Source organism: Hymenobacter miniatus (assembly GCF_016427455.1).
GTDB classification, from domain to species: Bacteria; Bacteroidota; Bacteroidia; order Cytophagales; family Hymenobacteraceae; genus Hymenobacter; species Hymenobacter armeniacus.
The window spans coordinates 231,144-256,136 of sequence record NZ_JAELXR010000006.1 but is presented as its reverse complement, the minus strand read 5'-3'; the positions used below and the strand labels follow the sequence as shown (position 1 = coordinate 256,136).

Sequence of the window (24,993 nt, the reverse complement as noted above, 5' to 3'; positions counted from 1 at the left end):
CGCCGAGAAATGACGGCAGAATGCGCTAAAACCGGAAATTGTACGTCAGCGACGGGATGACGGGAAACAACGATACCTGCTTGGCGGCGAAGCCCGTGGTGCGGCCGCTGGCCTTGTCGCGCACGGTTTCGAAGAATACGAAGTAGGCATTGCGGCGATTGTAGGCGTTGTAGATGCTCAGGGTAAGGTCCTGGTTGAGGCGGGCGCCGATTTTGTAGACCACCCCCAGGTCCAAGCGGTGGTAGGGGATGAGCTGGTAGGAGTTGCGGTTGGGGTAGATGGGCACCGGCCGCGGGTCGATGCCCACGCTGGAACCCGGAATGTCCTGCACGCCAAAGCGGCCCAGGGGCAGCGTGGTCAGGTTGCCGGAAGTATACACAAAGCTGGCCGTGAGGTTGATGCGGGCGTTGAGCTGGTGCAACACCACCACCGTCAGGTTGTGGCGGCGGTCGTAGCCGGGGTGGAAGTCCTCGCCGTTGTTGATGCCGGTGGTGCCGCGCTGGGGCTGGAAATTGCGCCAGCTCCAGGCCAGGGTGTAGCCTATCCAGCCGGTGGTGCGGCCGGTTTTCTTTTCCAGGTAAATCTCATTGCCGTAGGCCCAACTCTTGCCAAAAATGAATTCCGCGTCCAGCTCGGGGTTCACGAACAGCTGCGCACCGTCTTTAAAGTCGACCTGGTTCTGGCCCCACTTGTAGTACACTTCGTTGGTGAGCAAGTACTTGCCATCGCCCAGCAGGAAGCTGGCGCCGGTGCTCACCTGCTGCGAGCGTTGCGGCTTCACGCTCAGGCGCGAGGGGTACCAGATGTCGGTGGGCAGGGTGGCGCCCGAGTTCGTGACCAGGTGCACGTACTGGTACATCAGGGCGTAGTTGGCCTTGAACGAGGTGCGGTCGTTGAGGGCGTAGCGGGCCGCGGCGCGGGGCTCGATGCCGCCGTATTGGTCAGAGCCGCTGCGGAAGCCGGTGAGGCGCAGGCCGCCTTCGAGCTGCAGCTTGTCGCTGGCTTTGTAATTGTCGGAGGCGTAGAGGGCGCCCTCGGCGCCGTAGTAGTTCACGTCGGAGCCGAAGTTGACGCGTCCGTCGCCGGAGTTGGCGTCGAGGCGGCCCACGCCGAAGCGGTGCTGCGTGAACAGCGCCCCGGCCTTGAAGAGGTGCTTGTCGGTGGGCGTGTACTCCACATCGGTGCGGGCCGTGTAGTCCCGGATGTTGGAGCCCAGGCCAAAGGAAAACTGGTCGAGCCGGTTGGTGAGGCTGTACTGGTAGTCCGACACGGCCACCGACGTGTTCACAAACAGCCGCGGCGAAAACACGTGGTTCCAGCGCAGCGTGCCGATGGTATTGCCCCAGTTAAAATTGAAATTGAAGCCGCCCGTGCTGCTGAACCCGAACACGTCGCGCCCTAGGTAACCGGTGAAAAACACCTGGTCCTTGTCGCCCAGTGTGTAGTTTGCCTTGGCGTTCATGTCGTAGAAGTAGTAGTCGGGGATGGGGCTGTAGTCCTCCTTGCCCTCGTTGGCCTTGTTGAGGGCCCGCGTGAAGATGTCGAAGTAGGTGCGGCGGCCGCTCACGATGAACGAGCCCTTGCCCTTGTTGATGGGCCCCTCGTAGGTGAGGCGCGACGAAATCAGCCCGATGCCGCCCGTGGCCACGTAGTGCTGCCGGTCGCCCTCGCGCAGCTTCACATCCACCACCGACGACAGGCGCCCGCCAAACTGCGCCGGAAAGCCCGACTTGTACAGGTCCACGCTCTGCACCGCGTCGGAATTGAACACCGAAAACAGGCCGAACAAGTGGTTGGGGTTGTACACCAACGCATTGTCGAGCAGCACCAGGTTCTGGTCGGCCGAGCCGCCGCGCACAAACAGGCCGCTGGTGCCCTCGCCGCCGCTCTGCACGCCGGGCTTGAGCTGCAGGGTCTTGAGGATGTCGACCTCGCCAAACAGCGCGGGCAGCAGCTTGGCCTCGCGCACGCTGAGGTGCTCCACGCCCATTTGGGTGGTTTTGAGCTTCTCTTCCAGCGTCACGGCGCCCTGCACCACCACTTCGCCCAGCTCGTTGCCGCTCTCCTCCAGCACAAAGCTGAGGCGCTGGTTGTGGGTCAGGTTCAGGTCGCGGGTAATTTGCTGGTAGCCAATAGAAGCCACCACCAACTGGTGCCGGCCCCCCGGCAGCGTTAGGGTGAAGCGGCCCAGTGAATCGGCGGCGGTGCCGGTGCTCAGCTGGGGCACGGCCACGCTGGCGCCCGGCAAGGCCTCGCCGCGGGCGCCGCGCACGGTGCCGCTCAGCGTGAAGCGGCTGGCATCCTGCGCCACGGCCCGCTGCGCTCCCCATCCAATCAACAATAAAACAAGAACCAGATAACGTACGGAAGAGCTAAAAATCATACAGTTGGCAGCAGGGAATCGCAAAGATAACGCTCCCCCCAACGCCAGCCGGTGGTAGATAGTTTGTCCGAAGGGCCGCGGGGGCCCAAGAGGCGCTATTTGCCCACGAAAGGCTGCAAGGCCTGCCCAATCTGGGCGGCCGGCACCACGCCCGCCTGGCGCCACACCGGCTGCCCCTGGTGGAACAGAATTAGCGTGGGAATGCTCTGCACGCGGTATTGCTGGGCCACGGCGGGGTTGCGGTCCACGTCGATTTTGATGACGCGCAGCTTGCCGCCGTGCTGGGCCGCCACTTGCTCCAGGATGGGCGCCATCGTTTTGCAGGGCCCGCACCAAGTGGCGTAAAAATCGACCAGCACCGGCATACCAGGGCTGTTGATGAGTTCGGGGAAGGATTTGCGGGGCATAAGGGTAGGAATGAAGTCAGCCAGAAAACCCACGCGGCCCGGAAACCACCGCCGCACGAGCAAGTGGTTATAACGAAAAAAGCCTGGCACGCGGCCAGGCTTTCGGTAAAATTCGAGGGGTTCCTGGGCGGCGCCCTACTTGTTGATGACCGTCACGTCGTTGCCGACTTCGGGAAACACGAAGCGGCCACCCACGGCTTTCACGCCCTTCACGCGGCACTCCCAGGTGTAGCGGCCGGGGGCGGCCACGGCCGCCTCGCCGCCTTCGGTCTTGAAATAGTCGGGGTCGGAGGGGTCGGTCGGAAACAGCACATCCACGCCGGTCTGGTTGTTGGCCAGCTGTTTCACCAGGAAGTAGTCCTTGCCGGTTTTTTCGCTGTGCACCACAAAAGTGGCCGTGTAGGGGCCCAATTGGCCGTATTTGTCCAGAATGCCGAGCTTGATGTGGGCCGTGGTGCTCACCATCCAGGTTTGGGCGCGCGCCGCGGGCGCGGCGCCCAGCAGCAAGGCCACCAGCGCGGCCAGTGCCCGGCCCCCAAACGAGGCCCGGGCGGCGGAGGATAATGCGGGTACAGATGTTGTCATATAGGAGTAGCGAAAAGAGGTGAGGGGCAAAAAGTATGTGTTGCTTAATTGAAGCAAGTACGCTCATTGCAGGCCAAGTTAGCGGGTACCCAGCAGAATAGCAACTTGCGCCGCACCGGGGCCGTTGCATAGATAATCCATTGTAGGCTTTCGATTTCCTGATTTCGACGCATGGCGAGACGGCGCTTGCGGCCCGGTGAGGGGCCTCCCTTACCCCATTCAGCTGACGCGGCCACCCGGTGTGGCCTTTGCGAGCGCGAGGTGCAGTCCACGTCGCGCCACCATTTGGTGCCGCGCGAAGAAGGCGGCCGCTACGGCCCCACCATCGACCTGTGCCAGCCCTGCCACAGCAGCGTGCACCGCTTCCTCACCAACCGCGAGCTGGCGCGGCTGTACCCCACGGTGGAAGCCCTGCGCGCCGCCGAGGGCCTGCAAACCTACCTGCGCTGGATAAAGCGCCAGCGGGTGGAGCGCATCACCAACCGGCGGGCCCGGCGCTAGCCGGCCACGGGCTCGGGGCGCTGCGCGGGCACGGCGCAACTGGTTTCGTGGCCCATCACGCCCACCAGGTGCACCGTGCTGTTGCCGCCGGCGCCGGGCCGCACCCGAATCTGGGTGCCAATCCGGTCCTTTAAGTCGGACACGTGGGAGATGATGCCAATCATCTTGCCCGAGTGCTGCAGGCGCTCCAAGGCATCCAGGGCCGTGTTGAGGGAGTCGGGGTCGAGCGTGCCGAAGCCTTCGTCGATGAACAGCGACTCGATGCGGGCCTTGTGGCCGGCCAGCTCGCTCAGGCCTAGCGCCAGGGCTAGGCTCACCAGGAAGCTTTCGCCGCCCGAAAGCGAGGCCATGGGGCGCACGGTGTCGGCCTGGTCGTGGTCGATGATTTGCAGCTCCAGGTTGCGGTGCGGCGTTTTGAAAATGGTGTAGCGGCCCGTGAGCTGGCGCAGGCGCAGGTTGGCCAGCCGGGCCAAATGCGTGAGCGTGAGCCCCTGCGCAAACTGGCTGAACTTGTCGCCCCGCGCCGAGCCAATTTGTTCGCTCAGGTCCTGCCAGCGCTGCTCTTCCTTCTGGCGCAGCTCCAGCTCGCGCAGGCCGTCGGCCTGCAGCTGGCGGGCATCGTCGTCCTGCTTCAGCTGGTTGCCAACGGCGCCCAGCTTTTGCTGCAGCGTGTCGCCGGCGGCGGAGAGGGCGTTGAGCTGGGCGGTGAGCTCGGCAGCGGTGAGGGGCGTGAGGCCCACCTCCGCGTGGCGCTGCTGCTCGGCGGTGAGGTCGGCGAGGCGGCGGGCCGTGGCGGCCGTGGCCGTGAGGTGGTCTTGGCGGCGTTGGTGCAGGCGTTCGGCTTCGGCCGGGGGCAGGAGCAGGGCGCGGGCCTCGGCGGCTGTGGCAATGCCGGCGGCCGCGAGGGCCGCTGCCAGCTCCGTTTGGCGCTGGCTGTGGGTGGCGCGGTGCGTGGCCAGCTGCGCGCGCAAGTCGCCCTGCCGGTTTTGCTGAATTTCCAGCGTCTTCTGCTGGTCGGCCAGCTGCGTTTGGGCGCGCTGGGCGGCCTCGGCCAGGCGCTGGGTGGCTTGGCGAAGCCGTTCGGCTTCGGCCGCGGGGTTGGGGCCGGCGTAGTGGGCCAGGCGGGCCGCTTGCTGCTGGTCGATGGCCTGCTGCTCGGTTTGCAGGGCGGCACCGGCGGCGGCAAGCTGGGTGGCCTGCTGGGCCAGGGCCTCGGCGCGGGCTTTGTGCTGGCTGGTTTTCTCCAGCAGCATTTTGCCAAGTTCGTTCAGCGCGGCCACCTGGGCCTCGTAGTGGTCGGCGCGCTCTCGGAGCGTGGCCAGCACGCCGTCGTAGGGCGGCCGGGCGGGCAGTGCCAGCCGGTGCGGCGCCAGAAAGTCCCGAATGGTGCTTTCAAAAATGCCGGCCTGTTCCTGCCAGTGCAGCATTTCCTCGGCCAACTTGGCGAGGTCCGCCTTGGTGGTTTGCTGCCGTTCCAGCAAGCGGGGAATTTCGCGCTGGGCCGCCGAGGCGGCCTCGCCTTCTTTCAGGTACTGCTCGCGCAGCTTAGCCAACTGCTCGTCCAGCTCGGCCACCCGGCGGCGGGCGGCCCCGGCGGCGGCTTGTTCGCGGGTAGTGGTTTCCAGCAGGGCGCGCACGGCGGCAGGGTCGGTGGGCGCGGGCGGGGCGGGCGCGAGGGCGGCGGCCAGCGCGGCGGCCTGCTGGCGGGCCAGGTCGGCAGCGGCCAGAGCTTCGGCTTGCCGCTGCTGGCGCTGTTGCTGCTCGGTTTGGCGGCGGGCGAGGGCGGTGGTGGCTTGGCGCAGCTCTTCATCGAGCTTGGTCAGGGCCAGCTGCTGCTGCGCCACGCGCTGCTCCTGCTCGTCGGCTTCGGCGGCAAAATCGGCGGTGAAAGCGTGTTCCAGCGCGCCGCACAGCGGGCAGGGCTGGCCCGGCAGCAAGTGCTGGCGGTGCTGGTTGAGGTCGGCCAAGGCCTGCTGGGTGCGCAGCTCGCGGCGGTAGCTTTCGAGGAGGTTTTGGCCGTCGGCCCGGCGAGTTTCGAGGTGGCGCGCGGTGGTTTCGGCCGCGGCCAGGGCCGGCGCTTCCTGTGCAATCTGCGCGGCCAGCGTTTCGGCGCGGGTGTGGTGCTCGTGGGCGGCTTCGGCTTTCGGAAGCAGCTGCTGCAGCGCCTGATGGCGGGCGGTCAGGTCGTCGGCGCGCTGGGCCAGGGCAGCGGCGGTGGTGCCCAGCAGCAGGGCGTCGCGCTCGGTTCGGCAGGGCTTGCCTTCGTCCTCAATGGCTTGTTTGCGGACTTTGGCGTCGGCTTCGAGGGCTTGCTGCTGGCGCAGGTCGGCCGCCGTTTGCTCCAGGTTGTTGCGCAGCTCGGCGCGGCGCGCGTCGCGGGCTGCCATTTCTTTTTGCGCGCCCAGCAGGTCGATGATTTCGCGGTCCAGCGCCAGCACCTGGTTTTTGAGGTCTACCTCGGCGCTGTGTTCGATGAGCCAGCGGTCCAGCGTGTTGTTCTGGCTTTGCAGGGCGGCAATTTCCCGGGCCTCCAGGTCCAGGTCCTCGGCGTTTTTCTGGTGCTCCCGCTGGCCTTGCGCGTGGGCATCGCGCTGCAGCTGCAGCTGGTGCCGGGCGGCCGCAATGGCCGCGTCCTGCTGCTGCGCCTGGCTGAGCAGCGGGCGCAGGCGGTCTTCCTCGGCCTGCGCCTGGGCGTGGGCCGCCGTGGCGGTGGCGTAAGCGGTGGCCGCCGTTTCGGCAGCCTGCGTCAGGCGGGGGAGGGCCTCTTCCAGCTCGCGGAGCTGCTTCTCATCGGTGGCTACCTCTTTTTCGGCTGCTTCGGCCAGCTCCAAGGGCTTGTCGACGGCGGCGGCGCGGAGGTGGCCGTCGAGCCGGGCAAATTCCGGCTGCAGGGTGTCGTCGTCGCGGCGCAGGCGCTCGGCCTCGCGGGCGGTTTCGGCGAGCTGCTTGTCGAGCTGGTCCAGAATGGTGCGCCAGGTAAGGCACACGTTCAGTTCCTGCGCTTCCTCGTGGTGTTGCTCGGCTTCCTCGTTCAGCACGTCAAGCTGCCGCTCCAGCTCGGCGCGCTCTTCCTCGGTCAGCAGGCGCGTGGCGTCCAGCTTGGCGCGCAGCAACTTGGTTTTCAGTTCCTCTTCTTTGGCTTTCTCAAAGGCCGCCACGCTGAGCCGCGAGTAAATGCCCACGTTGGTCATCTTTTCGAGCAAGGCGCTGCGCTCCTTTTCCGGGGCGTGCAGAAAGCGCGCAAACTTGCCCTGGCTCAGCAGCACCGACTGCTCAAACTGCCCAAAGTCGAGGCCCGACAGCTCGCTCACCCGCCGGGGCACGGCCTCCTTGCCGCTGATGACGGCCACGTTGGAGGGGCTGAGCACCAGCGTCATGGCGTCGGCATTCAGGCTGCCTTTGTCTTCGCCGCGCACTTTACGCTTCACTTCCCAGCGCGAACGGTACCGCACCCGCTCCACCTGGCCGGTGTCGGCGTCGGTTTCGTGCACTTCAAATTCCACTTCCGAAAAAGCGTCCTTGGCGTGGCGGCTCACCATTTCGCCCACCTGCCGGTCGTGGCGCGGCACCCGGCCATAGAGGCCGACGGAAATGGCATCCAGCAGGGTGCTTTTGCCGGCCCCCGTGGGCCCCGTGATGGCAAACAGCCCCGTATCGGCCAGGGGCGTCTCGTCGAAGCGAATCAGAAACGGACCGGGCAGCGAGTTGAGGTTAGCGAAACGGACGCTGATAATTTTCATTCGATACTTCTCCCAAAAATACTTCCCGAAGGTACGGCAGCCCCGGCCGGAAATCACCCTGGAAAAGCGCTGCGGCTGGTTTCGGTTCCCCGCCAGCGCAGGAGTGCGGCGCGTTGGCCAATAACCCTGGCGGCCACGCCGCCGTTCAGCCAAGCGTCGCTTCACCTACACACGCCGGCACCTATGAACTTTATTCGACGCGGGGCGGGCAAGCCGCTCCTGCTGCTACACGGCATTGGCGGCAGCTGGCGCTCCTGGCAAACCATTCTGGAAGACCTGGCCACTCGGCGCGAGGTAATTGCCGTCGACCTGCCCGGCTTTGGCAACACGCCGCCGCTGGCCGGTCCGGTCACCATCGGCACCCTGGCCGATGCCGTGACGGATTTCCTGCGCGAGCAACACCTGCTGGGCATCGACGCCGTGGGCAGTTCCATGGGCGCCCGGCTGGTGCTGGAGCTGGCCCGGCGGGGCGGCGTGCTAGGCGCGGTGGTGTCGCTCGACCCCGGCGGCTTCTGGCAGGGCTGGGAAATTCCGGTTTTCTACCACAGCGTCTCGATTTCGACTAAGCTCGTGCGTGCCCTGCAGCCCGCGATGCCTTTCCTGACCGGAAACGCCGTCACCCGCTCGCTGCTGTTTGCGCAGTTCTCGGCCCGGCCGTGGGCCATTCCGGCCTACGCGGCACTCGACGAGATGCGCAGCTTCGCGCATTCGCCGTCGTTCGATGAATTGCTCTCGAACCTGGCCTACGGCGAAGTGCAGCAGGGGGCGCCGCGGGGCACCATCAGCAGCCCGCTGGTCATCGGCTGGGGCCGGCAGGACAAGGTGTGCCTGCCCGGCCAGGCCAAGCGCGCCCTGGAAAAATTCCCGGATGCCCGCCTGTATTGGTTCGACCGCTGCGGCCATTTTCCGCAGTGGGACCAGCCCGCCGAAACCGTTCGCCTGATTCTGGCTGCTACCGCCGGAGAATCATTTCAGGAGGCCGAATTTGCCCAGCCGGCACGTCGGACAGAAACCACGCGAGCTGCTCCAGTCGCGGTGGCGGCAGGCGTGGCGGCGCTGGTGCTGGGCGGCATCTGGCTGTTGGCCAGAAGGTCAGCGGTTACCAACTAATTACTCCTGGCCGCCCCAGGCCAGCGGGTCGGCTTCGGCCAGCAGCTGGCGCAGTTCACCAAAGGTGGCGGTGAGGGCCGCCGCCCGTTCCGGCGGCAGACCCGCCACGCGCCGGCCAAATACTTCGTCCACGGTCAGTTCGTGCAGCAGGGCCAGCGGAATGGCGGTTTCGGCCAGGTCGGGGGCTTCGGTGGCGCGCTGGTGGCGCACGCCGCGCGGGGCCACCACCTGCTGCTTTTGCAGCTGCAGCACGGCCTGCACCCGGCGCTGCACCTCGGCGGGCGTCTCGTCGGAGCGCACTAGCACGTCGGCCCAGGCCACCAGTTGGAAGGCCGAGTTGTCGAACGCCAGAATATCGGCCTCTACTTCTTCCAGGGTGCCATGGAAGCGCTGCAAACGGCGCGTCACCGGCACCGGGACGCTGGTAATCGTCGGGGCGCCGGCGCCTCTGAATTCCAGCAGCAGCACCTGCTGCTTGTCGTCGGCCTCGGTGAAGGACAGGGGCACCGGCGAGCCCGAGTAGCGAATGTGCGCCCGGCCGCCCACCACCTGGGGGCGGTGCAGGTGCCCCAGGGCCACGTAGTCGAACGCGGCCGGAAAATGCTCGGCGCCAATGAGGCCCAGCCCGCCGATGTGCACGTCGCGCTCAGCGCCTTCGCGGGCTTCGCCGCCGGCTGCGTAGAGGTGGCCGGTGGCCAGCACCGGCACGTCTTGTTCCCGCAGCCGGAGCACCAGCTCATGGGTGGCCAGGGCGGCGTAGTGGTCGGCAATGCTCTGGCGAATACGGATTTGGCGGTCGTCCAGCGTTTCGCCGGCCACGGCCAGCCGAATGTCGCGGTCGCGCAGAAACGGCACCGCGCACACCACCAGCCCGGGGCGGCCATCGGCCGCGTTCAGGTGCAGGATTTGCTCGGTGGGGTCGGTGGGCACGCCGCCCACCACGTGGATGCGCAACCGCCGCAGCAGCTGCCGCGAGGCGTTGAGCATGGTGGGCGAGTCGTGGTTGCCGCCCACCACCACGATGTCGCGGCAGCAGGTGGCCTGCATCTTCACCAGAAAGGTATAATACAGCTCCTGCGCCGTGTACGACGGCGTTTGGGTGTCGAAAATGTCGCCGGCAATTACCAGGGTATCAATGCCCTGCTCCTGCACGGTCAGCAGGAGCCAGTCGAGGAAGGCCTGCTGCTCGGTGGTGCGTTCCTGGCCCGTGAGGAAGTGCTGGCCAAGATGCCAATCGGCGGTGTGGAGGACGCGCATAGGGTAGAGATAATCTCAAAGATACCCAAGCCGAAGGAATGCACTTGCCGCGGCAGGGCGCAGGTGAGCTTCAGAAAAACGCGCCGGCAGATGTTCTGCCGCAATGCCTACCTCAATTGGTAAATAGACTCTTCAATTTCCGCTTGGCGCGCATTGGCAAAGCCTTTGTTGGTGCCGATTTTCACAAAGCCGCACTTTTCCAACACTCTCTGCGAGCCCACGTTGTCGAAAGCGACCCGTCCGAAAATAGGCCGGGCTTTTTCAAGGGCGAGAAAGGCGGTGAGGGCAGCCGTCGCAACTCCTTGCCCCCAATGGCTTCTATCCAGCCAGTAGGTGATTTCGGCATCCCCGGCAATCTCAAATTTGGCAATGCTGCCGACAAGGCAGCCGTCAACCAAAATGGCCTGCGTGTTGATGCTGGGGTCGTTGAGGTGCCTGGTGTATTTCTCGAAGTAAGCCGCTCGGTCGGAAGGGACCTTGGGCGTAAACGCCGCCAGATAAAGGCCTTCTTCATCGAGCTGAAATTGGAAGAAAGACTCTAGGTCGGCTACTTGCGCTTTTCTCAGCTGTACTCGGCTATGCTGCATGGCGTTGGAGGAACTGGGCGCCGCACCGTGGTATGCCGCCAGGCAAGTGGTCGGTGCGGCCGGGATAGAAACAAGATTGCCGCTACTGTCCGGGAATGAGAGTAGCGGCAATCCATTCATCGCACAGAAATTTTTAGTGCACGGCCTGCTTCTGAAACTCTGTAATGGCTTCGCCCAAATCCAGCACTTCCACGCCGGGCAGGGCTTGGTGCACGATGCTGGCCCCGGCCGCCGAGCGGTAGCCGCCGGCGCAGTGAATGAGCACCGGCTTGTCGGTGGGAATTTCGTGGGCACGCTCGCGCAACTCGGGCAGCGGGATGAGCAGGGCGTTGTCGAACACCGGCACGTTGGCCTCGGCGCGGTTGCGAATGTCGACGATGGTAAAGACTTCGGGGTGTTGGCGCACGGCTTCCACGTCCACGGCGGGCGAGGTTTCGGGCAGGGCCAGCGGGGCCAGCAAGGCGCCTTTAATGTTGGCCTCGTAGCCGATTTTGGCGGTTTTGCGCACCACCGTGTCCAGGGCTATTTTGGTGTCGGCCAGCAAGTAGAACTTCTCGCCGGGTCCCACCACCGAGCCCAGCCAGGTTTCAAACTTGCCGCCGTCCTGCAGGTTGATGGCGCCGGGCAAGTGGCCGGCGCGGAACTTGGCCGCCGGGCGCGTGTCGATGACGAGCACGCCGGGCTCTAGCGGGGCGTTGCCGCTTGGGTGCGGCACGGCCCGGATGCTGTCTTCGAAGCTGGGGGCCCCGGCTTTGTTCAGCTTCACGTCGTGCCCGAAGTACTTGGGCACGAAGGGCTGGTCTTCGAGCAGCACCTTGATGAACTCGTCCTGCGACATGGGCTGCAGGGCGTAGTTGGTTTTCAGCTCCTTGGCAATGGTGGAGTCGAGGTCGGGGCTGGTGGTTTTGCCGCAGAGGCTGCCGGGGCCGTGCGCCGGGTACACGCGGGTGCTGCCGGGCAGGGTCATGAGCTTGTTGCGGGTGCTGCGGTAAAGCTCGGCGGCCAGCTCTTCGCGCTTGTGGCCGCCAATGGCCTCGTCCTCGCGCAGGTCGGGCCGGCCCACGTCGCCCACGAATAAGGTGTCGCCCGTAAACACGGCGCGGCTCTGGGCCAGCTCGTCCATGAGCAGGATGCTGATGCTGTCGGGGGAGTGGCCGGGGGTGTTGATGGCGTGCAGCTCCACGCTGCCCAGCTTGAGGCGGTCGCCGTCGTCGAAGGCTTTGTGGGGGTACTTGGCGCCCACCAACTTGCTGCAGTAGATGGTGGCCTCGGTTTCCTGGGCTATTTCCAGGTGCGACGACACGAAATCGGCGTGCGGGTGCGTCTCAATCACGGCCACGATGTCGGCCTCGTGCTCGTCGGCAAAATCGTAATAGGGCTGGGGGTCGCGGCCCGGGTCGATGACGGCAACCTGACGGCCGCAACGCACGGCGTAGCTGGCGTGGGCCAGGCCCTTGTCATAAAACTGCTGAATTTGCACGGCCGAGGCCGTGCTACTGGGGAGGGGAGGCATGGGGGTGGAGGAATAGGGCCCTATCCGGGCCAGGTGGTTAGGCCAAATATAAGCAACCGCCCGAATGCAGGGTTTGGTTCAGGTTGAATTTTGCGCACAAAAAAGCCCCGGCCGGTGGGGCCGAGGCTTTTTGAAGTGGCTGAGAGCGAAGCGGGTTAGGCTTTGGCTTTTACTTTGGTTTTGCCGCCCGGGCCTTTGCCGTGGCCGCGGTGCTCGTCCTTCAGCTTGTCAAACTTGGCGTATTGCTCCGGCGTGAGGATGCCTTTGAGCTGCGCGGTGAATTTCTCGTGCGAGGCCTTCATCTCGGCGCGGCCGGCGGTTTTGTCGGCGGCGTACTTGGCTTTGAGGGCTGCGGTTTCCTGCTGGCGGGCCAGCATCAGCTGCTCCACTTTGGCTTCCTGGTCGGCGCTGAGGCCAAGCTCTTTGGCCATTTTGGCGGCTTTATGGTCAGCTTTTTTAGCGGGGTCTTGGTGGCCGCCTTTGCCGTGGTGCATTTTCACCTTGGTGGCAGCGGCGGGAGCGGTTTGGGCAAAGCTGGTGCCGGCGGTGGCAAAGGCCAGAGCAACAAGCAACATCAGGGTCTTTTTCATGATTTTTAACAGAAGGGGAGAAGGAAATAAGGGAGAGGGGAAGCGGGGTTTATTTGCTTGCCAAGGTATTTGCAAGCAGTATGCCAAGTGCCGGACCTTGGTTAATAGCGCCGGCTTGTATCGATAAGCAGGCGCTTTTTCCAGACCAAAACCGGGGCGCTTACCGTCCTACCTACCGGCCCTGGCCGCTGGCCCGGCGCTCGCGCATCTTGTCGCGGGCCTCGTCTTTCATCTGGTCGAATTTGGCAAACTGCTCGGGCGTGAGCACGGCTTTAATCTGCTCGGTGTATTTGGCCTGGGCGGCTTTCAGCTCCTGGCCCATGCCGCGCTGGCGGCCGCCGGTTTGCACCTTTTCGCGCATGGCCAGCATGTCCTGGCGCTGGGCCAGCAAGATGGGCTGCAGCTTGGCCTGCTGGTCGGCGGTGAGGCCGAGCTCTTTGGCGAGGTACTGGGTGCGGCGCTGAGCCTGCTGCTCGGGCGTGGCCTGCGCGGCGGCCATGCCGGCCTGGGCCGAAGCCGCGCCGGCGGCGGCGAGCGAAAGGGCGAGCAACACAAGGATTCTTTTCATAAACGGGAGTGATGAGGGGTGAAACACGGGCGTTGGATGCCGCGGCGCCCGGTGGGTTTAAGCGCGGCCGGGCAACGGCGGAAGCCCGGCCGCGTCGATGGCCCCAGCGGACAGCTCCCATTCGGAGCCAATTTGCTGCCTATATTTCGGGCCCGCCGCTGTTTTTGGGAGTCAAACCCGGGCAAATGGCGTCGGACCATCCCGCTTACCGAACCCTTTATTTCACACTTCTTCCTCCTTTACACCTAACACATGGCAAGTATTTTCGCCAAAAAACCCCTGTCCGTGCTTCTGGGCGAGGCCAATGCTTCCGGACACGGCACCCTGCAGCGCACGCTGGGCGCCGGCAACCTCGTGGCCCTGGGCGTGGGCGCCATCATCGGGGCGGGCCTGTTTGTGCGCACCGCCGCGGCTGCCGCGCAGGCTTCCGGGCCGGGCGTCACGCTGGCTTTCATTCTGGCAGCGTTTGGCTGCGTGTTCGCAGGCCTGTGCTACGCCGAGTTTGCGGCCATGATTCCGATTGCCGGCTCGGCCTACACCTACGCCTACACCACCATGGGCGAGTTCGTGGCCTGGGTCATCGGCTGGGCCCTCGTGATGGAATACGCCCTGGGCGCGGCCACCGTCAGCATTGCCTGGAGCGAATACCTCAACAAGCTCCTGGAGGTCTTCCACACCAGTATACCGTATAGTTTAAGCCACTCGCCCTTCGAGCACGCCGTCATCAACAACGTGGAGCAGCACGGCATCGTCAACCTGCCGGCGCTGTTCATCATCGTGATGCTCAGCCTGCTGCTGGTGAAAGGCACGCAGGAGTCGGCGCTGTTCAACGCCATCATCGTGGTGCTGAAGGTGCTCATCGTGGTGGTGTTCATCGCCGTGGGCTGGCAGTTCATCAACTCGGCCAACCACACCCCCTACCTCATTCCGGCCGATGCCGTGGTGAAAAACGCGGCCGGCGAAACGGTGCGCACCTACGAAGGTTTCTTTAAGCACGGCCTGGGCGGCATCATCGGCGGCGCGGGCATTGTGTTCTTTGCCTTCATCGGCTTCGATGCCGTGAGCACGGCGGCGCAGGAAGCGCGCAACCCCAAGCGCGACATGCCCATTGGCATTCTGGGCTCGTTGGCCATTTGCACGGTGCTGTACATCCTGTTCGGCCACGTGCTGACGGGCGTGGCCAGCTGGCGCGAGTTTGCCGATCCGGCCCTGGGCGGCGAAGCCTCGGTGGCCTACGCCATCCGGGCGCACATGCCCGGCTACGGCTGGCTGGCCACGGGCGTCACGGTGGGCATTCTGCTCGGTTTCACCTCGGTTATCCTGGTGATGCTCATGGGCCAGAGCCGCGTGTTCTTCTCCATGGCCAAAGACGGCCTGATGCCCAAGGCGTTTTCGGAGCTGCACCCCAAGTTCAACACTCCCTACAAGTCGAACCTGATGCTGATGGTGTTTGTGGGCTTGTTTGCGGCCTTCGTGCCCGGCTCGCTGGCCGGCGACCTCACCTCGTTTGGCACGCTGCTGGCCTTCGTGCTGGTGAGCATCGGCGTGTGGATTATGCGCCGTTCCGACCCCAACCAGCCGCGGCCTTTCCGCGCGCCGCTCTCGTCGCCCGGCTTCCCGCTGGTGCCCGTGATGGGCGCGCTGGTGTGCACGCTGCTCATCGTCGGCCTCGATTCATTCACGCTGAAAGTAGCCGTGGGTTGGATGCTGCTGGGTTTCATCGTGTATTTCCTCTACGGCAAGCGCAACTCCATGCTGCAGAAAGGCGTGGTGGTGGTGCCCACCGAAATGGAGGAAGAGGCTTTCATCAAGCCCGACGCAAACAACCTCTAAATCGCTAGTCGGACTTCTTCCTGAAAATCCCTGCCGGTGCTCACCGGCGGGGATTTTTTATGGACCTTGGGCAACCGCTTGGCCCTTCCGGCGGTCAAGCCCACATTGTTTCCAGCTACTGCCCCAATGAGATATTCACCGTTCCGCCTTGGCTGTTTCAGCGTCATGGCACTGTTGACCGCCTGGGCAACCCTGAGCGGCTGCGGGAGCAAATGCGAGGACTATGTATGCGCCCCGTGCACTCCGCTGCCGAGCGACATTGTGGTGGTTTTTGACCGCGACAGCCTCCGGGGTGGCTTTCGCAAGGCCGAAATCAACGGTGCGTACGTGGTGCTGTACGCGGCGCCCGGCTTCACCACGCCGCTGGATACGGTGCGCCAAAAACGCGGCGGGGCCGACTTCTACCAAGGCTTTACCAGTTTGGGCACGTTGCCGTGGTCGATAGCATCGCCGGCCAATCAAAGCACCTTCCCGGAAGGCTACAATTTCCGGTTTGTGTTGCCCAATGCCAGTCGCACCTTCGACCTGAGCAACATTGAGTTGAAAACCGAATCGGGAAGTGGCTGCTGCAGCTGCGGCTACAACACGCGGCGCCGCTTCGTGCTCAACGGCGTGCCTGTGGTGGCCGACGGCTACGAATTCGATGGTCGCGGGGCCATTTTGCAGCGCTAGCAAATCGGACAAAGGCTGCACTGCTCAGGTCGCGAGTATCTCCTTGCTTATCCCGGGTGCTTCCGCGCCCACCTCGTTGAGACTCACAAACCAATCTGGGCGGCCGCGGCCAGCGTGGCCGTGCGGCGCAACGGCTGTGGCTGCCGGTAGCTAAGGCTGCGCCAGAGCCACTCGGCGGGCCCAAACTGGTAGCGCTGCAGCCACCAGCGGCAGAACAATAGCTGGCTGCCCACAATGCCCGCCGCCAAAAGCCACAGCAGCGTGGGGCCCACTTTGCCGGCCCAGCCCAAGCCCAAGCCGTAGAAGAGAAAGCTGCCAATAAGGCTTTGGCTGAGGTAGCAGGTCAGGGCCATGCGGCCCAACGGGGCCAGCTGGTGCAATACCTGCCGGGCACCCGGCCGTCGCCAGGCCAGCGCAAACGTGGCGGCATAGCCCAGCGCCAACGGCCCCACGCCCAGCGCATACAGCACGGCAAACCAGAGACCGGGCGCCTGCCCCAGGTTGTATTCGCGGCCGTGGTTGAGGTAGGCGTTGAGCAGGCTGGCGGCCAGGCCCAGGGCCAACCCGCCCAGGGCCACACGCCGCAGCAGGGGCCGGTAGGCGTCGAGCTGCCGGAACACCTGGTGCCGGCCCACCCACAGCCCCAGCAGAAACATGGCCAGCACCTTGCAAATGCGCCACTGGAAGAGCAAGTCGCCGGCCCGGTAGAAGAAGCCCGACCGCATGGCCTTCCAAAAAAAGCCCCAGTCGGAGTTGGCCACCACTTGGTAGAAGGAGGTGATGTGCAGCGGCCGGTCGAGGACCTGGGCCACGGCGTAGAACGGCGCCGCTGGCGTGAGGGGCACCGGCGCTTGCCAGCCGCCGCCCAGCCAGAACACCGCCCACAGCGGCACCGGCAGCAGCAGCAGGCCCGCGGCCCAGCGGCCAATGGCCCGGTCGGGCAGGTGGCGCAGCCGCACCAGCAGCAGCCCCACCAGCGCGTAGAACGCCAGAATGTCGCCGGGCCAGACGAACAGCAGGTGCACCAGCCCGATGCCCAGCAGCACCCACAGGCGCCGCCGGTACGTCAGCAGCTGCGCGTCGCCCCGGGCGGTGGCGCTGTGCAGCTGCACGGCGAAGCCCACGCCAAACAGCAGCGAAAACAAGGAATAGAACTTGCCGTCGACCAGTGCGCGGATGAGGAAAGCAGCGGCTGGGTCGGTGGCGGCGGTGGGCAGCTGGGCGGCGGGCGGCCCGCCGGGCTCGTTCCAGGCCGCGAAGCCCGTGAAAAGATTGGCCAGGCACACGCCGCAGAGCGCGAAGCCGCGCAGGGCGTCCAGGAGCTCGGCGCGGTCGGTTTCGGCCAGCGGCGCGGCCGGCAATGGGGCAGGAGAGGTCATGGGCGCAGGAGGTGGTGCGCCTGAAATATAGTTATAATATTATATAATGTGCGCCGCCTGCTTTACTCAGTTAGCGGCTTTCACCTCGCTTTTGAGCTTGAGCACCCGGTCGCCGTTTTCCTGCACGATGACCAGGGCCGGGTCGTCGGCCGAGCCGTTGCGGTGAATTTCCGAGCCCTTGATGGTGCGGCTGATGGGCTCTTTGTGCACAGATTCTATCTTGCCCGTAGCCGAACCGGTGCCGTATTTCCAGGTGACTTTGGTGCCTTTGCGCATGCCTAATAGAAAAGTGGGAGTGTGAAAGTAAGGATTGGGGATGCCCTTTAAAACTATTCTTACTTTCATTTGGGCCGGACCGTTGCCAGCGCGTGAAATGAAGGCCTACATTTGATGAAATATTGGGAATGATGCCGGGTAATTCCAGTGATTTTCTCAAATCCCTTTTTCCAGCTGCATGAAAAACTCTTACCAACCGCTGCCGCTGGTGGCGGTGCTGGCCATGCTGGGCACCGCGGCCGCGGCCCAGCCCGGCACCTTCCCGCGCAACGGCGTGTACGACCAGCGCCCGGGAGTATTCGCCTTTACCCACGCCACGCTTTTTACCGATTATAAAACCAAAATCAGCGACGCCACGCTGCTGATTCGGGACGGGAAAGTGGTGGCCGCCGGCCCGGCCGGCGCGGTGAAAATCCCGGCCGGGGCCGTGGTGCAGGACGTGCGCGGCAAGTTCATTTACCCCGGCCTGGTGGACGTGTTTACCAGCTACGGCGTGCCCGAAACCAAAGCTCCCGAGCGCCAGGGGCGGCGCGGCACTGGCCCGCAGTTCGACAGCCAGAAAACCGGGGCCTACAGCTGGAACCAGGCCATTCACCCGGAAGTAAACGCCGCCGAGCAGTTCAAAATCAACAACGACCAGGCCACGGCCTACCGGGCGCTGGGCTTCGGGGCGGTGCTCACGCAGCAGGCCGACGGCATCATGCGCGGCACGGCGGCGCTGGTGAGTTTGAACACCAATCGGCGCGAGCAGGAGGTGATGCTGTTGGAACGGGCGGCGTCGGGCCTCTCCTTCGACAAGGGCAGCAGCACCCAGGACTACCCGGGCTCGCTCATGGGCAGCATCGCGCTGTTGCGCCAAACCTACCTCGACGCCCAGTGGAACCAGCGCAGCCCCGGCCGCGAGCGCAACCTGTCGCTGCAGGCGCTGAGCCAGCAAAAGGCCCTGCCGGCCATTTTCCAGGTGAGCGACAAGCTTTCGGCGCTGCGGGCCGACAAGCTGGGCGACGAGGCCGGCCAGCAGTACATCATCAAGGGGCGGGGCGATGAATACCAGCGCCTCGACGACTTGAAAAAGACGGGCGCGGCCTTCGTGCTGCCCCTCAACTTCCCGGATGCCTACGACGTGGCCGACGTGTACGACGCCCTGCGCATTCCGCTCGAAGACCTGAAGCACTGGGAGCTGGCGCCCGCCAACGCCGCCCGCCTCAGCCAGGCCGGCGTGCCCTTCGTGCTCACCACGGCCGACCTCAAGGACAAAAAGAAATTCCTGCCCAACCTGCGCAAAGCGGCCCAGTACGGCCTGAGCGAAACCGCCGCCCTGCAGGCCCTGACCGAAACCCCCGCGCGCCTGCTGCGCGCCCAGGACCGCATCGGCGCCCTCAAGCCGGGCATGGAAGCCAACTTCATTGTGTGCTCGGCACATTTGCTGGCCGACGACAACGTGCTGCTCGACAACTGGGTGCAGGGCGAGCGGTACCAACTCAGCACCGTGCCCGCCGACTACCGCGGCGTGTACAGCCTCAACATCGTGAGCCAGCCCGAGGGCCGCTTCCTGATTCAGGGCAAGCCCGAAGCGCCGGAGCTGAAAATCGTGCCCACGGCCGGCGACACCCTGCGCGGCACCCTCACCGTAACCAGCGACCTGGCCACAGTGGTGTTCGGCCCCAAAGACAAGGCAAAAGGGAAAGCGGAGAAGGGCAAGACCGAAAAAGCTGCCGACAACCAGCCGGCAACGGCCACCGGTTCGGTGCGCCTGAGCGGCTACTACACGCAAGAAGGGCGCGTGTTTCAGGGCGATGGCCTGCTGGCCGATGGCACCCCGGTGAAGTGGCGGGCCGCCCGGCTGGAAGAAGCCACCCGCGCCGCCAAGCGCGACTCGGCCAAAGTGACGCCGCCGCCGGTGCTCGGCACCGTCATTTTCCCCTTTGCCGCCTACGGCCGCGCGGCCGCGCCCAGCCAACTGCCCACGCTCATCAAGAACGCCACGGTGTGGACCAGCGAAGCCGCCGGCAAGCTGGAAAACACCGACGTACTGCTGGAAAACGGCAAAATCACGAAGATTGGCAAAAACCTGAGCCTGCCCAAAGGCGGCCGCAGCATCGACGGCACGGGCAAGCATTTGGCGCCGGGCATCATCGACGAGCACTCGCACCTGGCCATTTCGGGCGGGGTGAACGAGGGCACCCAAGCCGTGACCAGCGAGGTGCGCATCGGCGACGTGGTGGACAACGAGGACGTGGGCATCTACCGCGACCTGGCCGGCGGGGTGGTGGCCGCGCAGCTGCTGCACGGCTCGGCCAACCCCATCGGCGGGCAGTCGGCGCTGGTGAAAATGCGCTGGGGCGCCACGCCCGAAGACATGAAAATCGGGGAGGCGCCGGGCTTCATCAAGTTTGCCCTGGGCGAAAACGTGAAGCAAAGCAATTGGGGCGAGCTGAACGTGCTGCGCTTCCCGCAAACCCGCATGGGCACCGAGCAGGTGTTCGTGGATGCTTTCACCCGGGCCAAGGAATACGAGCAGGAGTGGAAGGCCTGGAACAAGCTCGGCAAGAGCAAGCAGAAGAAGGGCGAAGCGCCGCGCCGCGACCTGGAGCTGGAGGCGCTGGTCGAAATCCTGAACCGCCAGCGCTTCATCACCTGCCACAGCTACGTGCAAAGCGAAATCAACATGCTGCTGAACGTGGCCGACCGCCTGGGCTTCAAGGTGAACACCTTCACGCACATTCTGGAGGGTTACAAGGTGGCCGACAAAATGAAGGCCCACGGCGCCAACGCCAGCACGTTTTCGGACTGGTGGGCGTACAAGAACGAGGTGAAGGACGCCATCCCGTACAACGCCGCCATCATGACGCGGGCCGGTCTGAACGTGGCCATCAACTCCGATGACGCCGAGATGAGCCGCCGCCTCAACCAGGAAGCCGCCAAAACGGTGAAATACGGCGGCCTCACCGAGGAAGAAGCCCTGCGCTTGGTCACCATCAACCCGGCCAAAATGCTGCACCTCGACGCCCGGATGGGCTCCATCAAGGAAGGCAAGGACGCCGACGTGGTGCTGTGGTCCGACAATCCGCTCAGCATCTACGCCCACCCGGAGTACACCTTCGTCGACGGACGCGAAATGTTCAGCCTGGCGGCCGACGCCGCCCTGCGCGCCGACATGCAGAAAGAGCGGCAGCGGCTGGTGCAAGCCATGCTGGCCGCCAAGCAAGGAGGCGCTCCCACCCAAGCGGCCTCCGACAAAGCCCAAGGCCTGTGGCACTGCGACACGATGGGCGAAGAAAAAGAACTAGCTAAATAAGAACCCATGCGCATTTTACTCACGCTTGCTTTAGCTAGCACCGCCTGGGCCGCCCTGGCCCAGGTGCCCATGCCCACGCCGCCGCAGAGCAAGCCCGTGCTCATCACCGGGGCCACGCTGCACGTGGGCAACGGCACCGTGGTGCCCAACGCCGCGGTGGCTTTCGACAAAGGCCGCCTGACCTACGCCGGCCCTGCCGCCGGCTTTGCCGCCGACAAAGGCGGCTACGAAACCATCGACGCCACTGGCCAACAGTTGTATCCGGGGCTGATATTGCCCAATACCACCCTGGGCCTCACCGAAGTAGAATCCATTCGGGCCACCGTGGACGAGGAAGAAGTGGGCACGCTGAACCCCAACGTGCGCGCCCTCATCGCCTACAACACCGACTCCGACATTCTGCCCACCGTGCGCATCAACGGCGTGCTGCTGGCCCAGCCCACGCCCCGCGGCGGCCTGCTGGCCGGCCAAAGCAGCGTGGTGCAGCTCGACGCCTGGAACTGGCAGGACGCCGTGGTGCGCGCCGACGACGGCCAGCACCTGACCTGGCCCGCCATGGTGTTTCGCAACAATCCCAACGAAGACGCCGCCGCGCTGGACAAGCGCCAAAAGGCCCGCGAAACGCAGCTGCGCGACCTGGAGCAGCTCTTCGGCGAAGCCAACGCCTACCGCCAGCTGCCCGCCGGCCGCAAGGAAAACCTGCGCCTGGCCTCGCTGGCCGGGATTTTCGACGGGTCCAAAACCCTGTACCTGCACGCCGACTACGGCAAGGAAATCATCGAAGCCGTGCGCTTTGCCAAGCGCTTGGGCGCGCAAAAGGTGGCCGTGGTGGGGGCCCGCGACGCTTGGATGGTGCTCGATTTTCTGAAGCAAAACGACGTGAGCGTGGTGGTGTCGCGCATCCACGCCCTGCCCCGGCGCGACGCCGACGACTACGACCAGCCCTACAAGCTGCCGGCGCAGCTGCAGGCCGCCGGCGTGCGCTTTTGCCTTGATTACCAGGGCGACCAGGAAACCGCGGGCTCGCGCAACCTGGCGTTCATTGCCGGCACGGCCGTCAACTTCGGCCTGACCAAAGAGCAGGCCCTGACGGCCGTGACCCTCACGCCGGCCCAGATTATGGGCGTCGACAAATACTACGGCACGCTGGAAACCGGCAAGAGCGCCACGCTGGTGCTCAGCAAGGGCGACCTGCTCGACATGCGCACCAACGCCGTGTCGCGCGCCTTCATCGACGGCCGCAGCATTTCGCTCGACAGCAAGCAAACCTATCTGGAAAAGAAGTTCCGCAGCAAGTACGGGCAGTAGCGTTAGCTAAAGCATAAGGGGAAAGGCTTTCTGAAAAGCAGAAAACCAGGAGCCGCTAAGTATGGCATAATTGCTTTACTTAGCGGCTCTGATATGTTGGGCCGTTTTGGTAGCGGAGCAGTATGGGCTTGTGTCTTTTAAAGAAAAAGACCAGGTGCAAGCCCGTTGAACCGGCCCACAATGAAGAGGAGCGTTACGCACTTCAACCGGCCCGGCCCATGCGATTCTCGAACTTCCGACGCCATTCTTCTCTGCAATTCTGGCTTTTACTCGGCGGCATGATTATGTGCATGCCGACGCTGGGCGCCGCCCAAACAGCCCCGGCCTCGCGGCTGGTTGACAGCCTAAACCAGCGCCGTGCGGCGGCCCCCGATTCTGCTCAGGTGCGCCTGCTGCTGGCCGATGCCAACGCCCTGCGGGCCGGCCAGCCGGCCGAGGCCACGCGCCTGGCCACGCTGGCCTGGCGACGGACGCAAGCCGTGGCAGGCCAAGAGGCTCGGCAGCAAGCCGCGTTGTTATTGCTCGGCCGACTGGCCAACGGCGCCGGCGACTTCGCCGCGGCTGCGGGCCACCTCCTGCAGGCCCTGCGCCTGGCCGAGCAGCGGCACGACCTGCTGGGCCAGGGCACCGCCTGCCTGAACCTGGCCTCCACCAATAAAAACCTACAAAAGCTCGACCTGGCCCTGGATTACGCCCGCCGCGCCCAGCGCCTGCTAACCCAGGCCGTGCAGGCCGGCGATGCCCGCGCCGCCAAGCCGCTGGCCATTGCCTACAACAACAGCGGCACCGCGCTGCTGGAACAAAACCAGTTTGCCGCCGCCAGCGCCGACTTCAACATCGCCCTGCAAAAAGCCCGCGCCCTCGGCGATTCCAGCGTGGCCGTGCTGGCCCTCTACAACCTGGGCGGGGTGGCCCTGAAGCAGAAAAATGGGGCCGAAGCCCACCGCTACTACCGCCAGACGCTGGCCATCGACCAAGCCGAGGGCAACGAGCAGGGCCAGGCCGAATCCTGGCTGAACCTGGGCGATGCCCTGGCCCTGCTGCACCGCACCCGGGAGGCCGAAGACGCCTACCAGCACGCCCTGCAGCTGAGCCGGCGCGTGCACGCGCTGCCCATCGTGCGGGTGGTGTACAACGGATTTGCCTCGCTGTATGAAGGCAACGGCCAGCCCGCCAAAGCCTTGCAATGGCAGCGCCGCTTCCAGTTCCTCAACGACTCGCTGTTTCAGGAACAGACCACCCAGCAGGTGGCCGAACTGCAAACCAAGTACGAAACCGAGAAAAAGGACGCCCAAAACCGCCTGCAAGCCGTGCAGCTGCGCGAGCAGCAGCAGCTCATTCGGCGGCGCACCACACTGCTGTGGGCCGGGGCGCTGGTGGTGCTGTTGCTGGCGGGCGTGGCCTACCTGTTGGTAGGGCGGCGGCGCCTGCGGCGCGAGGTGGAGTTTGCGCAGGAGCGCCAGCACTTGGAGCGCCTGCGCGCCGCCGCCGTGCTCGAAGCCGAGGAAGGCGAGCGCCGCCGCATTGGCAGCGACCTGCACGACGGGGTGGGCCAGCTGCTCACGGCCGCCAAGCTCAATTTGCACGCCTTAGGCGACGAACTGCGCGTGGAAACCATGGGCCAGCAGGCCCTGTTGCAAAATGCCCTCGACGGGGTAGAGGAGAGCTTTCGCGAAGTGCGCAGCATTTCGCACAACCTCATGCCCAACGCCCTCATCAAGCGGGGGCTGGCCCAGGCCGTGCGCGACTTTCTGGACAAAATCACGCCCACCGGCCGCCTGAAAGTCAACCTCGAAGTGATAGGGCTGGACCGTGGCGGCCGGCTGGAGCCCACGGTGGAGAACGTCCTGTTTCGCGTGATTCAGGAACTGGTGCAGAACATCCTCAAGCACGCGCAGGCCACCGAAATCACCCTGCAGATTATACGCCACGCCGACGAACTGACCGTGCTGGTGGAAGACAACGGCGTGGGCTTCGACCCGGCCGCGCTGGGCGCCGGCGGCATCGGGCTCAAAAACATCGAAAGCCGCATGGCCTACCTGGGCGGCCGGGCCGATTTCGACGCCGCGCCCGGGCGCGGCACCACCGTGACCCTGGGAATGCCCCTGGCGGTTTGACGTCTGGTAAAATTCTTAGACCAATTTGTTGCATACCGGGGCGATGATTGAGTATGTTTGAATGTGTATATTCAGGCGTATTCACTCGAATCGGGAAGGGTAGGTGGACCCTGTTGAAATCGCCGTCGCGCAGAACCATCGTCACTTTCTCCCATTCTCTGCAAGGAACCGACTATGAGCCACGACCCCGCCGCCCCGTCCCGCACCGCCGTGCTGCTGGTCGACGACCACCAAATGGTGATTGAAGGCCTCAAAACCCTGCTCAAAACCGACGCCGCCGTGCGCGTGGTGGCCCAGGCCAGCTCCGGATTGGAAGCGTTGCGCCGCCTGCGCGAGCACCCCGGCATCGAGGTGGCCCTTGTGGACCTCAACATGCCGCAGATGAGCGGCGTGGAGCTCACGCGGCATATTCGGGCGGCGTTCCCGGCGGTGCGGGTGCTGGCCCTGAGCATGTTTCACGACCACGCCTCGGTGATGGAAGTGCTCGAAGCTGGGGGCGCGGGCTACCTCCTGAAAAACACCACCAAGGCCGAACTCAGCGCCGCCATTGCCAACGTGGCCGCCGGGCGCACCCATTTTAGCCAGGAGGTGGGCCAGACCCTGCTGCAGCACTTGGACGTGCCGGCCCAGCGGCCCGATTCTTCCCCGGTGGCCGAACTCACGGCCCGCGAGCGGGAAATCCTGCGCCTGGTGGCCGAGGAAAAAACCAACCAGGACATTGCCCGTGCCCTCTTCATCTCGGAGCGCACCGTGGAAACCCACCGCAAAAACATCCTCACCAAAACCAGCTGCAAATCGGTGGTCGGGCTAATTCAATACGCCATTAAGCACAAGCTGCTGGCGTGAGGGGAGGATGCGGGGAGTGGGTC

The 24,993-nt window shown here is 64.9% G+C and carries 19 protein-coding genes; 8 read left to right on the top strand and 11 right to left on the bottom strand.

The genetic code is table 11. From position 1 onward, the window contains the following. Window positions 1-25: 25 nt before the first annotated feature. The 3 genes from JAO73_RS11850 to JAO73_RS11840 form a co-directional block, all read right to left on the bottom strand. Complete coding sequence (locus tag JAO73_RS11850) at window positions 26-2,341, bottom strand: TonB-dependent receptor (protein ID WP_233169160.1); 2,316 nt, start codon at window positions 2,339-2,341, stop codon at window positions 26-28. 137 nt (window positions 2,342-2,478) lie between these two features. Then, a complete protein-coding gene (gene trxA, locus JAO73_RS11845; protein ID WP_190924196.1) occupies window positions 2,479-2,790 on the bottom strand; it encodes a thioredoxin in 312 nt (103 codons plus the stop codon). A 135-nt stretch (window positions 2,791-2,925) separates the two neighbouring features. Continuing rightward, window positions 2,926-3,375: a hypothetical protein gene (locus JAO73_RS11840; protein WP_198977240.1), complete on the bottom strand. Its 450-nt coding sequence runs from the start codon at window positions 3,373-3,375 to the stop codon at window positions 2,926-2,928. A 261-nt stretch (window positions 3,376-3,636) separates the two neighbouring features. On the opposite strand from JAO73_RS11840, the gene JAO73_RS11835 reads away from it, so the two are divergent. Next, the gene (locus JAO73_RS11835; RefSeq protein ID WP_190924200.1) at window positions 3,637-3,876 is read left to right on the top strand and encodes an HNH endonuclease; all 240 of its coding nucleotides are present in this window, start codon (window positions 3,637-3,639) and stop codon (window positions 3,874-3,876) included. Here the strand turns inward: JAO73_RS11835 and JAO73_RS11830 are convergent. Then, window positions 3,873-7,616, bottom strand: a complete 3,744-nt coding sequence (locus JAO73_RS11830; RefSeq protein WP_198977239.1) for an AAA family ATPase — start codon at window positions 7,614-7,616, stop codon at window positions 3,873-3,875. The genes JAO73_RS11835 and JAO73_RS11830 overlap by 4 nt on opposite strands. A gap of 183 nt (window positions 7,617-7,799) precedes the next feature. Between JAO73_RS11830 and JAO73_RS11825 the strand changes: the two genes are divergently transcribed. Beyond that, window positions 7,800-8,726: an alpha/beta fold hydrolase gene (locus tag JAO73_RS11825; RefSeq protein WP_198977238.1), complete on the top strand. Its 927-nt coding sequence runs from the start codon at window positions 7,800-7,802 to the stop codon at window positions 8,724-8,726. Here JAO73_RS11825 and sbcD read toward each other — a convergent pair whose 3' ends face one another. The 5 genes from sbcD to JAO73_RS11800 all read right to left on the bottom strand — a co-directional run bounded on the left by sbcD (window position 8,727) and on the right by JAO73_RS11800 (window position 13,241). Further along, window positions 8,727-9,983, bottom strand: coding sequence for an exonuclease subunit SbcD (sbcD, locus tag JAO73_RS11820; RefSeq protein ID WP_198977237.1), 1,257 nt, complete (start codon window positions 9,981-9,983; stop codon window positions 8,727-8,729). It lies immediately after the preceding gene. A 107-nt stretch (window positions 9,984-10,090) separates the two neighbouring features. Beyond that, a complete protein-coding gene (locus JAO73_RS11815) occupies window positions 10,091-10,681 on the bottom strand; it encodes a GNAT family N-acetyltransferase (RefSeq protein WP_233169158.1) in 591 nt (196 codons plus the stop codon). Window positions 10,682-10,703: 22 nt separating this feature from the next. Beyond that, window positions 10,704-12,083, bottom strand: coding sequence for an MBL fold metallo-hydrolase (locus JAO73_RS11810; RefSeq protein WP_233169157.1), 1,380 nt, complete (start codon window positions 12,081-12,083; stop codon window positions 10,704-10,706). Between the two features lie 155 nt (window positions 12,084-12,238). Next, window positions 12,239-12,673 carry a DUF4890 domain-containing protein gene (locus tag JAO73_RS11805; protein WP_198977236.1) on the bottom strand — a complete coding sequence of 145 codons (435 nt, stop codon included), beginning with the start codon at window positions 12,671-12,673 and terminating at the stop codon, window positions 12,239-12,241. A gap of 172 nt (window positions 12,674-12,845) precedes the next feature. Then, complete coding sequence (locus JAO73_RS11800; RefSeq protein ID WP_198977235.1) at window positions 12,846-13,241, bottom strand: DUF4890 domain-containing protein; 396 nt, start codon at window positions 13,239-13,241, stop codon at window positions 12,846-12,848. Between the two features lie 252 nt (window positions 13,242-13,493). Here JAO73_RS11800 and JAO73_RS11795 point away from each other — a divergent pair, with 252 nt between their 5' ends. Beyond that, window positions 13,494-15,074 (top strand): amino acid permease, encoded by a 1,581-nt coding sequence (locus tag JAO73_RS11795; protein ID WP_198977234.1) that lies wholly within the window; start codon window positions 13,494-13,496, stop codon window positions 15,072-15,074. A 165-nt stretch (window positions 15,075-15,239) separates the two neighbouring features. Continuing rightward, on the top strand, window positions 15,240-15,746 hold the full coding sequence (locus JAO73_RS11790) for a hypothetical protein (protein ID WP_198977233.1): 507 nt from the start codon (window positions 15,240-15,242) through the stop codon (window positions 15,744-15,746). A gap of 83 nt (window positions 15,747-15,829) precedes the next feature. On the opposite strand, the gene JAO73_RS11785 is transcribed toward JAO73_RS11790, so the two are convergent. Both JAO73_RS11785 and JAO73_RS11780 read right to left on the bottom strand, forming a co-directional pair. Further along, window positions 15,830-17,125 (bottom strand): DUF418 domain-containing protein, encoded by a 1,296-nt coding sequence (locus tag JAO73_RS11785; RefSeq protein WP_198977232.1) that lies wholly within the window; start codon window positions 17,123-17,125, stop codon window positions 15,830-15,832. Between the two features lie 66 nt (window positions 17,126-17,191). Continuing rightward, window positions 17,192-17,401, bottom strand: coding sequence for a hypervirulence associated TUDOR domain-containing protein (locus JAO73_RS11780; protein WP_198977231.1), 210 nt, complete (start codon window positions 17,399-17,401; stop codon window positions 17,192-17,194). 178 nt (window positions 17,402-17,579) lie between these two features. Here JAO73_RS11780 and JAO73_RS11775 point away from each other — a divergent pair, with 178 nt between their 5' ends. The 4 genes from JAO73_RS11775 (at window position 17,580) to JAO73_RS11760 (ending at window position 24,970) form a co-directional block, all read left to right on the top strand. Next, window positions 17,580-20,699, top strand: a complete 3,120-nt coding sequence (locus JAO73_RS11775; protein ID WP_233169156.1) for an amidohydrolase family protein — start codon at window positions 17,580-17,582, stop codon at window positions 20,697-20,699. Window positions 20,700-20,705: 6 nt separating this feature from the next. Next, window positions 20,706-22,007, top strand: coding sequence for an amidohydrolase family protein (locus tag JAO73_RS11770; RefSeq protein WP_198977230.1), 1,302 nt, complete (start codon window positions 20,706-20,708; stop codon window positions 22,005-22,007). Window positions 22,008-22,285: 278 nt separating this feature from the next. Then, window positions 22,286-24,124 (top strand): tetratricopeptide repeat-containing sensor histidine kinase, encoded by a 1,839-nt coding sequence (locus JAO73_RS11765; RefSeq protein ID WP_198977229.1) that lies wholly within the window; start codon window positions 22,286-22,288, stop codon window positions 24,122-24,124. Window positions 24,125-24,298: 174 nt separating this feature from the next. Beyond that, the gene (locus tag JAO73_RS11760) at window positions 24,299-24,970 is read left to right on the top strand and encodes a response regulator (protein ID WP_198977228.1); all 672 of its coding nucleotides are present in this window, start codon (window positions 24,299-24,301) and stop codon (window positions 24,968-24,970) included. The last annotated feature ends 23 nt before the right edge of the window (window positions 24,971-24,993 follow it).

Excerpts from the sequence above, each read along its gene's own strand:
- trxA (WP_190924196.1), bottom strand. The coding sequence starts at position 2,790 with ATGCCCCGCAAATCCTTCCCCGAACTCATCAACAGCCCTGGTATGCCG.
- JAO73_RS11840 (WP_198977240.1), bottom strand. The coding sequence starts at position 3,375 with ATGACAACATCTGTACCCGCATTATCCTCCGCCGCCCGGGCCTCGTTT.
- JAO73_RS11830 (WP_198977239.1), bottom strand. The coding sequence starts at position 7,616 with ATGAAAATTATCAGCGTCCGTTTCGCTAACCTCAACTCGCTGCCCGGT.
- JAO73_RS11825 (WP_198977238.1), top strand. The coding sequence starts at position 7,800 with ATGAACTTTATTCGACGCGGGGCGGGCAAGCCGCTCCTGCTGCTACAC.
- sbcD (WP_198977237.1), bottom strand. The coding sequence starts at position 9,983 with ATGCGCGTCCTCCACACCGCCGATTGGCATCTTGGCCAGCACTTCCTC.
- JAO73_RS11810 (WP_233169157.1), bottom strand. The coding sequence starts at position 12,083 with ATGCCTCCCCTCCCCAGTAGCACGGCCTCGGCCGTGCAAATTCAGCAG.
- JAO73_RS11805 (WP_198977236.1), bottom strand. The coding sequence starts at position 12,673 with ATGAAAAAGACCCTGATGTTGCTTGTTGCTCTGGCCTTTGCCACCGCC.
- JAO73_RS11800 (WP_198977235.1), bottom strand. The coding sequence starts at position 13,241 with ATGAAAAGAATCCTTGTGTTGCTCGCCCTTTCGCTCGCCGCCGCCGGC.
- JAO73_RS11795 (WP_198977234.1), top strand. The coding sequence starts at position 13,494 with ATGGCAAGTATTTTCGCCAAAAAACCCCTGTCCGTGCTTCTGGGCGAG.
- JAO73_RS11790 (WP_198977233.1), top strand. The coding sequence starts at position 15,240 with ATGGCACTGTTGACCGCCTGGGCAACCCTGAGCGGCTGCGGGAGCAAA.
- JAO73_RS11785 (WP_198977232.1), bottom strand. The coding sequence starts at position 17,125 with ATGACCTCTCCTGCCCCATTGCCGGCCGCGCCGCTGGCCGAAACCGAC.
- JAO73_RS11780 (WP_198977231.1), bottom strand. The coding sequence starts at position 17,401 with ATGCGCAAAGGCACCAAAGTCACCTGGAAATACGGCACCGGTTCGGCT.
- JAO73_RS11775 (WP_233169156.1), top strand. The coding sequence starts at position 17,580 with ATGAAAAACTCTTACCAACCGCTGCCGCTGGTGGCGGTGCTGGCCATG.
- JAO73_RS11770 (WP_198977230.1), top strand. The coding sequence starts at position 20,706 with ATGCGCATTTTACTCACGCTTGCTTTAGCTAGCACCGCCTGGGCCGCC.
- JAO73_RS11765 (WP_198977229.1), top strand. The coding sequence starts at position 22,286 with ATGATTATGTGCATGCCGACGCTGGGCGCCGCCCAAACAGCCCCGGCC.
- JAO73_RS11760 (WP_198977228.1), top strand. The coding sequence starts at position 24,299 with ATGAGCCACGACCCCGCCGCCCCGTCCCGCACCGCCGTGCTGCTGGTC.